The following is an 11,343-nucleotide window of genomic DNA, read 5'->3' as shown; positions in this document are numbered from 1 at the left end:
GGGAAGGTCCCGCGAGGGGCAAAACGGCGGGGTGATTCGCCCTGCCCGGCGCCACGGAAATTGCCCCGGCCGTAGCCGCCGCGCCCGGCGTCGGGTGCAAAGGTGCGCTGCAGGCGCTCGGCCAGATCCTGGCGGTAGTAGCGGCGCACGACCTCGTCGCGGATGCCGTTACTGAGTTCGTTGATTTTAGCTTCCAGCGCCGCGCGCCGCTCCGGCGTGGCGAAGGTGCCGCCCTCGATCTCGCGCGACCAGATCATGTCGGCGAGCGGACGCGCCGCCGAGATCACTTCCTCGACCGCGACGCGGCCGCCGGTGCGGGCGAGATCGTCGGGGTCCTGCCCTTCCGGCAGCAATGCAAAGCGCAGGCTCTTGCCGGGCAACAGATTCGGCAGCGCGAGATCGGCGGCGCGATAGGCGGCCTTCTGTCCAGCGCGGTCGCCGTCGAAGCAAAGGATCGGCTCGTCCGCCATCTTCCAGAGCAGCGCGAGTTGGTTTTCGGTGAGCGCGGTGCCGAGCGGCGCGACGGCGCCGGCAAAGCCCGCGGTGACCATGGCGATGACGTCGACATAGCCTTCGACCACGATCAGCGGGCTGCCATTATGCGTGGCCTGCCGCGCGGTGGCGAGGTTGTAGAGATTGTCGCCCTTGTGAAACAGCGGCGTTTCCGGCGAGTTCAAATATTTGGCCGGAACGTCCTTTTCCAGCGCGCGGCCGCCGAAGGCGATGACGCGGCCCCTGGAATCGGTGATCGGAAACATCACGCGGTCGCGGAAACGGTCGTAAGGCACGGGGATGTCGTCGCCGCCGATCAACAGTCCCGCCTCCACCATGTCCTCGGTCGAAATGCCCTGTGCGCCCAGATGCTCCTTCAGCGCGAAGCGATCGGGGGGCGCATAGCCGAGGCGAAACTGCAGCTGGGTCGCCGGCGAAATGCCGCGGTCGCCGAGATAGCCGCGCGCCTTGGCGCCGTTGCGCGACGCCAGCGTGTCGGCAAAGAATTTTGCCGCGAGTTCCATTACATCGTGAAGCGTCTTGCGCCGCTGCTCGTGGCGCGCGGCATCGGGGGTCGCCGCCGGCAGCGCCATGCCGGCCATCGACGCCAGCCGCTCGACGGCCTCGGCGAAGCCGACGCCCTCGGTCTCCATCAGGAACGAGATGATGTCGCCGTGCTTGCCGGAGGAGAAGTCGTGATAAAAGCCCTTCTGGTCGTTGACCGTGAACGACGGCGACTTCTCCTGCTGGAACGGCGACAGCCCCTTCCACTCCCGCCCCGCCTTCTTCAGCTTCACGCGCCGGCCCACGACTTCCGAAACCGGAAGCCGGGCGCGCAGTTCGTCGAGGAATTGGGGCGTGAAGCGCATGGATCAGGTAGCTGCCAGAATCGTGGGGCCGTGCCAACCGATCATGGATATAGGGCCGGGCCGATAAAAGGCGAAGGCTGGCGGGTTTCTCGCCGCTATTCACAGCCCCATCCGTCATTCCGGCGCGTCCGAAGGACGGGCCCGGAATCCATTTTTCCGCGACTATGCGGGCATTGTCACCGGCAAGATTCGCCTGAGTTGACAATTGAAATACGATTGTATATACAATAGCGATCCACCGCGGTCCGCACACGCGGGAGATGAAATATGATCTCATCACTCCGAAAGTGCGGGACGCAATGGCCGAAGACAATTCTGATTTCGAACTTCTGGCTCCGAACGGCTTCGAGTGGGACGACGTCAAGAGCGACGCCAACCTCGTCAAACACGGCATTACCTTCGACGACGCCAGCGAAGTTTTCTATGGGCCGATCGTTATCAGGAAATCAACCCGCAACAACGAGGAGAGATGGCTCGCGATCGGAATATCTCATGATCGACTCATGTCGGTGATTTTCACCCGACGAAACGACCTGATCAGAATTATTTCGGCGCGCCGTCCGAGGCCGGATGAAAAAAGAGCGTATCGTAACGCGTCGATGGGGCGATCGGCGCAAGGGAAGGACTGATTGGGCGCGTGTCGATGCGATGACCGACGAGGAAGTCGAAGCTTCAATCGCCAATGATCCCGATTGGGCAGACTTCAAGGACATCGACTGGTCAGACGCCGTTCTGGTGATGCCAGCCAGGAAAAAGGCGATCTCCATTCGCGTTGATGAAGACGTGCTCGAATTCTTCAAGAAGGAAGGCGACGGGTACCAGCGGCGGATCAATGCCGTGCTGCGGTCGTATATGCAGCAAAGGGCCAAGCCGAAAAAGCGAGCCTGACCCGCCATTTCGAGGCGTCCGAAGGATGAGCCCGGCCTCCATAGGCACCATCGTGAGTATGGATTCCGGGCCTGCGCCGAAGAGGGCGCATCCTTAGGTGCGCAATTGCGCACGGGGGAATGACGGACAGCGCTTGAATCCCCGCCCGTTCCGCGCTTCCATGTCAGCATGTTCACGGTGTTCCGGGGCGGCAGGAGCGGGGCGTGGCGGGTGACGCGGTTTGCGCCAGTAAAGGGCGCGTCGCTTTCGCCGACGCCGGCCCTGTCTGTCGTGCATTCGCTGACGATCGCGCTGCCGATCATGCCCTCGCCGACTTCCTGGCGCCTGGCCGGCGTCGCCAGCCATCTGCGCTATGCCGAGCGCGCCGAAAAGAAACAGCTTGACGCCTCACCCGCCGAGATCGGCCGGCCGGAGGCGACCTATGCCGCGCTGATCCCGATCAAGAAATCGGCGGCGTGGTGGGAATTGACGCAGGAGGAGCGGCGGCAGATCTTTGAGGACAAGTCGCACCACATCGCAAGCAGCCTGAAATATCTGCCGGCGATCGCCCGCCAGCTCTATCACAGCCGCGATCTCGGCGAGCCCTTCGACTTCCTGACCTGGTTCGAATACGCGCCCGCGCATGCGGACGAGTTCGAAGAACTGGTCCGCACGCTCCGCGCCACCGAGGAATGGCGTTATGTCGAACGCGAGGTGGATATCAGGATGGAGCGCGAACGGCTGGATGCCGGTTAGTTCTCCAAAAACTTCCCCGAGGCGATCTGCGGCAGGCCGGTGACGGGCCAGTTGTAGATATAGGTCCACGCCTCGCCTTCCGCGCCGTCCGCCTGCGTCACGGCCAGCATGCGGCGGACATATTCGGTCGGCTCCGGAAAGCCGGCGCCGCAGGCTTCATACATGTCGAGCTCGCCGAGCAGCGCGTCGCGGTCGCGCAGGCGGTACAATTCGCCGAACACGATGTCGGCAGGTTCATCCGACAGCACCAGCCCCGGATAATGCTTGATGAGATAGAGCCGGCCGCGGCAGGTCGCGTTCCCCAAAAAATCCGCGCTGCGTGACAACAATTGCGCCATCGGATGGTCGAAACCGCGCATCAGCGTGCCGTAGACGAACAGTCGATCTGAAATCATGGGCTTTCTATGTCATTGCGAGCGAAGCGAAGCAACACGCGGGGACATGGATCGCTTCCGGCTTCGCTCCCGAGCTACGGCGGACAAGTCGTCGCTAATGTCATGGTCAAACCTTCTCCGCGGTCTGCTCCGCCTTCGCTTCACCGACCGAAACGACGTTGATGTCGACCTCCATCCCGGCGAACGCGTCCGGGGAGCCCAGATAAGTGCCATGCAGCGGGATCGCCTGGTGCGGGTCGCGCGCCACGGCGACGCGGATCAGATCGCGGGTGCCGACGATGCCGTTGGTCGGATCGAACTCGATCCAGCCGGCGCTCGGCAGATAGACCTGCACCCAGGCGTGCGTCGAGCCGCCGCCGACATAGCCATGCGCGCTGTCGCCGGGAATGAAGACATAGCCGGAGACGAAGCGCGCAGCGATGCCGAGCCGGCGCAGCGCCTCGATCATGAACAGCGCATAGTCCCGGCAGGTCCCGGAGCCGGTCTGCAGCGTGTCGAGCGGATGCTGAGTGCCCTGCTCGTACCGTTTGCGGTAGTTGAAGGCCTCGCGGATGCCATGCGTCAAGCCGCTCAGGATCTTGAAAGTCGGCGTTGGCCCCTCCGCGTCAAGAAATTTCCGCGCCCATGCCGACAGTTCGCCATTGGGATCGCCATATTGCGGCGTGATGAATTGCAAGAGATCGGGGAATTCCTCGTCATCGTAGAGGAACGGATAGAAATAGGCGGGGTCGTCGGCGGTCAGCCCAAACTCCTCCGCCGGATTGTGCTCGACGGTGGCGGTCGCGGTGAACGAGAGCGCATCGGCGCGCTCGTCGAAGGTCGCGATCGCAACGCTGTTGCCGAACACGTCGTGGATCCAGCGGAGCTGCATCGGCTGCGGCTCGATCGCGAGGTGGCTGGTGAGGATGCGCAGATCGTGTCCCGGCAGCGGCCGCAACATGACGCGATGTTCGCCGAAAGCGACCGGGCGCGTATAGCGATAAACGGTCTTGTGATGGATGGTCAGGCGCGGCATCGTCAAACAATCATCGATTCTGTACCAATCATCCAGACGCACCCCTGCCCAATTCCAGATCGGTATGCCGCTTCGATAGGCACGGCTTGAAGGAAAATGCTTTGGACGACGCCACCGATACTGCCCTGCTCCTTAGCGCCGAAGACGTTCCTCCGGTCCACGAATTCAACGCAGCGGGACGGTCGCCGTTCCTGTTGACCTGCGACCATTATGGACGGCTGATCCCGCGCGCGCTCGTCAATCTCGGCCTGCCCGAGAGCGAACTGGTGCGGCATATCGCCTGGGACATCGGCATTGCCGGCGTCGCGGAGTTGCTCTCAAGACATCTCGATGCCCACCTGATCGTGCAGCGCTACTCGCGGCTCGTCATCGACTGCAACCGCCCGCCCCACGTCGCAAGCTCGATCCCGCGCATCAGCGAGGCTACCACGATATCAGGCAATGAGGGCATTTCGCGCGAGGCCGCCGCGATACGGCGCGCGCAGATCTTCGACCCCTACCACCGGCGCATCGGCGAGATCATCGATCAGCGCGGCAGCGCTGATATGCCGACGGTGCTGGTGTCGCTGCACAGCTTTACGCCCATCTATGCCGGAATCGCGCGGCCCTGGCACATCGGCACGCTCTATCACCGCGACACGCATCTGCCGCCGCTGCTCCTGCAATCGCTGCGCGCCGAGAGCGATCTCGTGGTCGGCGACAACGAGCCCTATGCGGTCAGCGACGAGACCGACTACACGATCCCCGTGCACGGCGAGGCGCGCGGGCTGATGACTACCGGGATCGAAATCCGCCAGGACCTGATCTCGGATCAGGCGGGTGAGCAGGCGTGGGCCGACCGGCTGGCGCGAATCCTCGGAGAGATCGAGGTGACGCTGCGTGAACGGCAGTTGATTTAGCAGCAATTGCTTTGTGCCGCGCTGCGTGCCGCGGACGAAGTGCGTTCCCTCCCCCCTTGCGGGGGAGGGCTAGGGAGAGGGGTAAGCCGCAACGGCAGTGCGTGTGGCTACCCCTCTCCCCCGCCCTCCCCCGCAAGGGGGGAGGGAGCCCACCGAGTATGCCGCACGAGCCACTCCGTCCGGATCTACTTGGCCCGCGTCAGCGCCAGCCAGATGCCGCCGCCGATCATGAAGCCGCCGGAGATGCGCGACAGCAGCCGTGTCCGCTGCTTGGAGAAGAACAATCGCGCCCGGCCGGCCAATAACGCGTAGACGGCGTCGGTCGAGGCGGCGATCACCATGAAGGTGATGCCGAGCAACGCCACCTGCGGAAGGTGATCCTTCTCCATGTCCATGAATTGCGGAATGAACGCGCCGAAGAACACCAGCACTTTGGGGTTAGAGAGCAGCACCAGAAATCCCTGCAGGAAGAAGCCGCCGCGCGGCGGGGGCGGCGGTTCATCGGCGTTGACGCCTTCGACCGGCGAACGGATCAGCTTGATGCCGAGCCAGATCAGGTAGGCCGCGCCTGCAAAGCGCACCCAGTCGAACCAGTAGCCCATGGTCGCCATCAGCGAAGTCAGGCCGACCGCGACGATGCCGATCACGATCGCGAGGCCGGTTTGCGCGCCGGCGCAATTGATCAGCGCCGCGCGGGTGCCGTGCCGCAGGCCGTTGGCGATCAGAAGCGTCACCACCGGACCCGGCAACAGCGCCAGCGCGATGCAGGCGACGACAAAGGCGAGATAGGCTTGAAGGGACATGCTGAAGCTCCGGCGGGAGGGCGATTGGCGTCATTATGCATGTGAGGGATTTGGATGGAAGCGCTACCGCCCTTCCATCGCAGCCGTCATCCAGCGCGTCATTTCGCTGGTCGCCAGAAACGCCAGCGCCGCGCGCTGCATCTCGCGTGCGTGGGCCCTGCCGTGTGCGAGCGCAACGAGGAGATCGCAGCGGCGCGAGACCGCGACGCCGATCGCGGTGTGCGGTGAACCGTTAGGCATTTTGAGGTCATAGGCCCTGATCCGTCCGGGCATGTCGGCGAGCCGGACCATCTGCCCCGGCGCCAGCGGAGCAAAATGCTCACTCATCAGATCGAGATCGACGACGCGATCGACCTCATCATCGTCGGTGACGCCACGGTCGCAATTGCAGAAACCCATCTTCGGCCGCACATAAAGCTCCACCTCGCCGCCGCACGCCGCCACGCCGCAGCGGAACGCCTTTCCTGCCGGCCAACCATCGCGGGGAAACGGCCAGGCGATTTCCTGCCACGCGCCATTTCCTTCGTGCTGGCGCGGTGCCGCATGCTGATACGCCGCAGCGCCTGACAACGCGCTGAGCGCCACGATCGCAAATGCAATGACCGGCCAGCGACGCATCGCGCGCGTCCTCACTGAATGCCTGCGACGGCGCGCGCCGGTCCGGTCAGTTCCAGAATGTGCAGGCCGGTATTGGCGCGGTCGACGATATAGATGTAGCCGCGCTCGTCGGTTTCAACGTTGTTGGTCTGGATCGCGACCTTGCAGCGATCCTGGCCGTCGATCTTTACGCAGCGCTTGTCGGTCGCCGCCGTGATCGCCGGAATGAAATAGCCGACTTCCACCGGATGATAGGGATCGCCAATATCAAGCGCGCGCACACCCGCATTGAAGAAGGCGATGAACGCCATCTTCTTGTAGAAGACCGGTGCCATGCTCTCGTTGGAGGAATGCGCGCCGAACCGCCCGCCTCGCGAGCAGAACGATCCGCTCGCCTCCGGCACCGTATAGTTCGAGATCATCATCGGCGCCTTCTCGACCGTGACGTCGGCGAACCACACCATCTGTCGCGGCTCGTTGCATTCGTTCAGGATCGCCTCATTGACGATCATGACGATGTCGCGAGTCTGACCGTCCTTATCTTTCGCAAATTCTGCAATCGGCATGCCCGGCATCGGAAACACCGTGTGGGCGCCGTTGAATGCCGACATCGTCAGCCGCGCGATTTCCGGGATGCGCAGATTGTCCGGCGTCGGCTCCCTGGGACCATCAAGCAGTTTCTCGCGATCGACGATCTGCAGGATTCCGCCCTTGTTGGTGCCGTATCCGAAATAGACCCGGTTGCCGGAAGGCCCCGTCGAGATCGGCCCGTGCAGCTCGGTCGGCACCGCACCCGTCGAGCCGGGCTCCTGGCCGGGCAAGCCGAAATCGCGGATCTTCTGCGGATGCGCGGGATCGGAGAGATCGTAGACCTGCGTCATGCGGCGCGTGCGCCAGTCGGGCGCGCCCGATACCAGGAAGGCAATCCCAGTGTCGCACTCCCACCAGTTCTTGTGCGTGTCCTTCAATCCCGCAATCCGCGTGACCAGCACGGGATTGGCGGGATCGGCGACGTTCCAGATCTCATGTGCCGCGCCGCCGAACGTCCGCAGCATGTAGACCGCATTGCGATCGCCCTTCGGCAGGGCTTTGCCGTCACAGATCCGCACCATCTGCGCGCCGCCCGCTTCATACTTGCCTTCCTGGCCTGGGAGATGGCGCAAATATCTGGGCTGCGAGGGATCGGTGACATCGACGATCGACGTGCCGTTCGGCTCGGCCTTGCCGGTCTGCAGATTGACCGGCGCTGGAATTTCATCGCTGCCGCCGTGATGGCCGATATAGGCGATCCAGCGGTCGCCCTGATGATGGATGGTTGGCTGATAGGCGCTGCGCGCCTGCAGGTCGCTGGTTCCAACCAGCTTCATGTTGAGCGCTTCGGGCGCCCCCCCGATCACCTGTTGCTGCGCAGAAGCGATGCCTGCGCATGCGAGGAAGTAAATCGAGAAACAGGCTGCGAGTTTGAGGCGACCACTCATGTTCCACCCCGACTGTTCAAGGCCAATCTGCGCTGGCTGGTTGCACGATAACACAGGCTGTGGTCCGCGCCCAACACACGCTCTTGACATGCAACCATTTGGTTGCCTATATTTTTGCCCATGGATGAAGTCTTCAAAGCGTTGGCCGATGCGTCGCGGCGCTCGCTTCTGGACCGGCTTCACGCCAAAAACGGACAGACGCTCAACGAACTCTGCGACGGCCTCGCCATGACAAGGCAGGCGGTTACAAAACACCTTGGGATTCTCGAAGCGGCCAACCTCGTCACTACGCTGAGGCACGGCCGCGAGAAGCTGCACTATCTCAATCCGGTTCCGATCCATCAGATCGGCGAACGCTGGATCAAGAAATTCGAGCGCGGGAAACTCGCAGCGCTCAGCGAGTTGAAACGACAATTGGAGAAGCGTGATGAGTAAGCCGGAATTCGTCTACGTCATCTATATTCAGGCCCCGTGCGAGAAGGTCTGGGATGCCCTGATCGATCCGGAAATGACGAAGGATTACTGGAGCCGGCATCGCAACAGATCGGACTGGAGCCTTGGCGCGAGTTGGCGGCATGAGGACTATGACGACCCGTCGCAGGTTCACGTCGTGGGCACGGTGCTCGAAAGCGAGCGGCCGCATCGGCTGGTGCTGAGCTGGGCGCCCCCGGAGCATGCCGATGATCCCGACAAGGTGTCGCGGGTGACGTTCACGATCGAGGATGAATTCGGCTCAACAAAACTGACGGTCGTGCATGACGACCTCGATCCGGAGTCCCTGCGCGACATCAGCAGCGGCTGGCCGGTGGTGCTGTCGAGCCTGAAAACCATGCTGGAAACCGGCGCATCATTGCCGATGACACGCCGGCGATGGAAAAACGAAAACTGACGAGGCGTGTCATGAACATCAAGAACTTCAAGCCTGCCATTGTCTACACCATCTACATCGCTTCCACGCCGGAGAAGGTATGGGAGGCGCTGACCAGCGCCGAGTTCAGCCGAAAGTATTTCTCCGGCCATGCGGTCGAAGTCGATCAGAGGATCGGCGGCGCCTTTATCATGCGCACACCTGACGGCGCCCTGCATATTTCGGGCGAGGTGATCGAATGCGAACCCGCAAAGAAGCTCACCGTCACCTTCAACGTCAACTGGCCGGCGCTGGTGGAAAAGCTCGGACCGACGCTCGTCACCTACGAGATCGAGCAGGCGGGCGACGCAGTAAAGCTGACGATGCTGCAGTCGCACGATCGCGAGATCAGTGACGATATCCTGTCAGGTGGCCGCACCGGCTGGCCGGCGATCCTGTCGAGCCTGAAGAGCCTCCTGGAAACCGGCAACGCACTGACGATCCAGATGCAGCCGCCGGAGCGGATGCTGGCCGCACTGAAGGAAATGGGGATCGGAACGCCGTAGGCAATTGTCGTCCCTGCGAACGCAGGGACCCATACGCCGCGGCCGATGTTGCTGGAAAAGAAAGATAACGACTGGCGTGCAAAACAATTGCCGCCGGTGGTTATGGGTCCCTGCCTTCGCAGGGACGACGGCGAGAGTTTGCGACGACGACAAGGCCCGCTCTACCCCAACGCCCTTAACTCCCGCCGCAGCACTTTGCCGGTCGCCGTCATCGGCAGCGTCTCGGCGAACTGCACGAAGCGCGGGTATTCGTGGGCGGCGAGTTGCACCTTGACGAATTCCTGGATCTCGCGCGCCAGCGCGTCGCTCGCCGCAAACCCCGGGCGCAGCACGATCCACGCCTTGATGGATTCGGTACGGATCGGATCGGGAATGCCGACCACCGCCGACATCGCCACCGCCGGATGCTTCATCAGCGTATGCTCGATCTCGGAGGGGCCAACGCGATAGCCGGCGGTGGTGATGACGTCGTCCTCGCGGCTGACGTACCAGAAATAGCCGTCCTGATCCTGCACGCCGAGATCGCCGGTGAGCAAAAATTCGCCGGCGTATTTCTTCGCGGTCGCTTCCGGGTTCTTCCAGTATTCGATCATGGTGCACGGACATGGCTGGCGTACGCCGATGATGCCGCGCTCGCCTCTCGGCAACTCCTCGCCCTTGTCGTTGACGATGCGGACGTCGAAGCCGGGCGTCGCCTTGCCCATCGAGCCGGGCCGGATTGGAAACAGGTTCGAGTTGCTGCCGATCACGAGATTGCATTCGGTCTGGCCGAATACTTCATGCGCGTCGATGCCGAAGGTTTCGCGCACCCAGCCCAGCAACTCGCCGCCGAGCGACTCGCCGCCGGTAAAGATGCTGCGCAGCTTGACGCCGGTATTTTTCACGCCGGCCTGCCGCATCAGCTTCAGCGCGGTCGGCGGCAGGAAGGTGTTGCGGATGCCAAGCTCGGCCATCATCGCCATCGCCGCCTGCGGCTCGAATTTGCGCGCCCGGTGCCCGACCAGGGGAATGCCGTGATACCAGAACGCCAACAGGGCGTTGATCAGCCCGCCGATCCAGGCCCAGTCGGCCGGCGTCCACATCAGGTCGCCCGGCTTGGGGAGAAAATTGTGGCACATCTCGACATTCGGCAGATGGCCGAGCACGACGCGATGGGCATGCAGCGCGCCCTTGGGATTACCCGTGGTGCCCGAAGTGTAGATGATCAGGGCAGGATCGTCCGCCGAAGTATCGACGGTCGCAAAATCCGGCGACGCCGCCTTGAGCTGTGACCAGAACGGCTTTGTCCCGGCGGGCGCGCGATCGCCGATCACGTAGACATTCGATAGCGCCGGAAGACGATCGCGGATTTTCGCCAATTTCTCCCAGCCGCTCTCGTCGGTGATAACAGCCTTGGCCTCGGAGTTCGACAGGCGGAATTCCAGCGCGTCCTCGCCGAACAGCGCGAATAGTGGAATCGAGATCATGCCGGAGCGGAACGCCGCAAAATGGGCGATCGGCAGTTCCAGGGACTGCGACAGGAACACCGCGACGCGATCGCCGCGCTTAAGACCGTCGGCCTTCAGCACGTTGGCGAAACGACGCGACTGCTCTGCAATCTCGTCGAACGAGGTGCGCGCGGTGGCGCCGCCCTCGTCGACATAAACAAGCGCCAGCCGGCCCGAGCCGTCGGCATGGCGGTCGCAACACGCGATCGCCAGGTTGAAGCGTTCGGGAATGTCCCAGCGGAAATTGCGGTAGAGCTCGTCGTAGGTGGAGG

At 63.0% G+C, this 11,343-nt stretch carries 14 protein-coding genes; 7 read left to right on the top strand and 7 right to left on the bottom strand.

All coding sequences use genetic code 11. The features are described from left to right. The coding region (dnaG, locus tag CP49_RS02785) for a DNA primase (protein WP_057848769.1) at positions 1-1,361 on the bottom strand (1,361 nt) is incomplete at its 3' end. A 299-nt stretch (positions 1,362-1,660) separates the two neighbouring features. On the opposite strand from dnaG, the gene CP49_RS02780 reads away from it, so the two are divergent. The 3 genes from CP49_RS02780 to CP49_RS02770 all read left to right on the top strand — a co-directional run bounded on the left by CP49_RS02780 (position 1,661) and on the right by CP49_RS02770 (position 2,984). Further along, complete coding sequence (locus CP49_RS02780) at positions 1,661-1,990, top strand: BrnT family toxin (RefSeq protein ID WP_057848775.1); 330 nt, start codon at positions 1,661-1,663, stop codon at positions 1,988-1,990. Between the two features lie 19 nt (positions 1,991-2,009). Next, positions 2,010-2,249 carry a BrnA antitoxin family protein gene (locus CP49_RS02775; protein ID WP_245310453.1) on the top strand — a complete coding sequence of 80 codons (240 nt, stop codon included), beginning with the start codon at positions 2,010-2,012 and terminating at the stop codon, positions 2,247-2,249. 168 nt (positions 2,250-2,417) lie between these two features. Continuing rightward, complete coding sequence (locus tag CP49_RS02770; protein WP_057848767.1) at positions 2,418-2,984, top strand: chlorite dismutase family protein; 567 nt, start codon at positions 2,418-2,420, stop codon at positions 2,982-2,984. On the opposite strand, the gene CP49_RS02765 is transcribed toward CP49_RS02770, so the two are convergent. Together CP49_RS02765 and CP49_RS02760 are read right to left on the bottom strand one after the other, a co-directional pair. After that, positions 2,981-3,379: a gamma-glutamylcyclotransferase family protein gene (locus tag CP49_RS02765; RefSeq protein WP_057848766.1), complete on the bottom strand. Its 399-nt coding sequence runs from the start codon at positions 3,377-3,379 to the stop codon at positions 2,981-2,983. The genes CP49_RS02770 and CP49_RS02765 overlap by 4 nt on opposite strands. Before the next feature lie 106 nt (positions 3,380-3,485). Next, positions 3,486-4,394, bottom strand: coding sequence for a transglutaminase family protein (locus CP49_RS02760; RefSeq protein ID WP_057848765.1), 909 nt, complete (start codon positions 4,392-4,394; stop codon positions 3,486-3,488). A 101-nt stretch (positions 4,395-4,495) separates the two neighbouring features. Between CP49_RS02760 and CP49_RS02755 the strand changes: the two genes are divergently transcribed. Then, complete coding sequence (locus CP49_RS02755; RefSeq protein WP_156437988.1) at positions 4,496-5,293, top strand: N-formylglutamate amidohydrolase; 798 nt, start codon at positions 4,496-4,498, stop codon at positions 5,291-5,293. 185 nt (positions 5,294-5,478) lie between these two features. Here the strand turns inward: CP49_RS02755 and CP49_RS02750 are convergent, their stop codons facing one another. The 3 genes from CP49_RS02750 to CP49_RS02740 all read right to left on the bottom strand — a co-directional run bounded on the left by CP49_RS02750 (position 5,479) and on the right by CP49_RS02740 (position 8,171). Next, positions 5,479-6,096 carry a LysE family translocator gene (locus CP49_RS02750; protein WP_057848763.1) on the bottom strand — a complete coding sequence of 206 codons (618 nt, stop codon included), beginning with the start codon at positions 6,094-6,096 and terminating at the stop codon, positions 5,479-5,481. Positions 6,097-6,159: 63 nt separating this feature from the next. Beyond that, complete coding sequence (locus tag CP49_RS02745; RefSeq protein WP_057848762.1) at positions 6,160-6,714, bottom strand: hypothetical protein; 555 nt, start codon at positions 6,712-6,714, stop codon at positions 6,160-6,162. An 11-nt stretch (positions 6,715-6,725) separates the two neighbouring features. Next, entirely contained in the window at positions 6,726-8,171 is a 1,446-nt protein-coding gene (locus tag CP49_RS02740; RefSeq protein ID WP_057848761.1) for an LVIVD repeat-containing protein, read from the bottom strand. Positions 8,172-8,291: 120 nt separating this feature from the next. Between CP49_RS02740 and CP49_RS02735 the strand changes: the two genes are divergently transcribed. From CP49_RS02735 to CP49_RS02725, 3 genes are read left to right on the top strand one after another with little or no spacing between them, the layout of a single operon-like run. Next, positions 8,292-8,606, top strand: a complete 315-nt coding sequence (locus tag CP49_RS02735; RefSeq protein WP_057848760.1) for an ArsR/SmtB family transcription factor — start codon at positions 8,292-8,294, stop codon at positions 8,604-8,606. Then, positions 8,599-9,060 carry an SRPBCC family protein gene (locus CP49_RS02730; protein ID WP_057848759.1) on the top strand — a complete coding sequence of 154 codons (462 nt, stop codon included), beginning with the start codon at positions 8,599-8,601 and terminating at the stop codon, positions 9,058-9,060. Before CP49_RS02735 ends, CP49_RS02730 begins: the two co-directional genes overlap by 8 nt. Before the next feature lie 11 nt (positions 9,061-9,071). Continuing rightward, positions 9,072-9,584 carry an SRPBCC family protein gene (locus CP49_RS02725; RefSeq protein WP_057848758.1) on the top strand — a complete coding sequence of 171 codons (513 nt, stop codon included), beginning with the start codon at positions 9,072-9,074 and terminating at the stop codon, positions 9,582-9,584. A 161-nt stretch (positions 9,585-9,745) separates the two neighbouring features. Here the strand turns inward: CP49_RS02725 and CP49_RS02720 are convergent. Beyond that, a partial coding sequence (locus CP49_RS02720; protein WP_063791614.1) for an acyl-CoA synthetase occupies positions 9,746-11,343 on the bottom strand: 1,598 nt, incomplete at its 5' end.

Origin of the sequence: Bradyrhizobium valentinum (assembly GCF_001440405.1) — a bacterium.
GTDB lineage: Bacteria > Pseudomonadota > Alphaproteobacteria > Rhizobiales > Xanthobacteraceae > Bradyrhizobium > Bradyrhizobium valentinum.
The sequence above is the reverse complement of the archived record's forward strand: the minus strand, read 5'-3'. Positions and strand labels throughout refer to the sequence as shown.

Excerpts from the sequence above, each read along its gene's own strand:
- CP49_RS02780 (WP_057848775.1), top strand. The coding sequence starts at position 1,661 with ATGGCCGAAGACAATTCTGATTTCGAACTTCTGGCTCCGAACGGCTTC.
- CP49_RS02775 (WP_245310453.1), top strand. The coding sequence starts at position 2,010 with ATGACCGACGAGGAAGTCGAAGCTTCAATCGCCAATGATCCCGATTGG.
- CP49_RS02770 (WP_057848767.1), top strand. The coding sequence starts at position 2,418 with ATGTTCACGGTGTTCCGGGGCGGCAGGAGCGGGGCGTGGCGGGTGACG.
- CP49_RS02765 (WP_057848766.1), bottom strand. The coding sequence starts at position 3,379 with ATGATTTCAGATCGACTGTTCGTCTACGGCACGCTGATGCGCGGTTTC.
- CP49_RS02760 (WP_057848765.1), bottom strand. The coding sequence starts at position 4,394 with ATGCCGCGCCTGACCATCCATCACAAGACCGTTTATCGCTATACGCGC.
- CP49_RS02750 (WP_057848763.1), bottom strand. The coding sequence starts at position 6,096 with ATGTCCCTTCAAGCCTATCTCGCCTTTGTCGTCGCCTGCATCGCGCTG.
- CP49_RS02745 (WP_057848762.1), bottom strand. The coding sequence starts at position 6,714 with ATGCGTCGCTGGCCGGTCATTGCATTTGCGATCGTGGCGCTCAGCGCG.
- CP49_RS02740 (WP_057848761.1), bottom strand. The coding sequence starts at position 8,171 with ATGAGTGGTCGCCTCAAACTCGCAGCCTGTTTCTCGATTTACTTCCTC.
- CP49_RS02735 (WP_057848760.1), top strand. The coding sequence starts at position 8,292 with ATGGATGAAGTCTTCAAAGCGTTGGCCGATGCGTCGCGGCGCTCGCTT.
- CP49_RS02730 (WP_057848759.1), top strand. The coding sequence starts at position 8,599 with ATGAGTAAGCCGGAATTCGTCTACGTCATCTATATTCAGGCCCCGTGC.
- CP49_RS02725 (WP_057848758.1), top strand. The coding sequence starts at position 9,072 with ATGAACATCAAGAACTTCAAGCCTGCCATTGTCTACACCATCTACATC.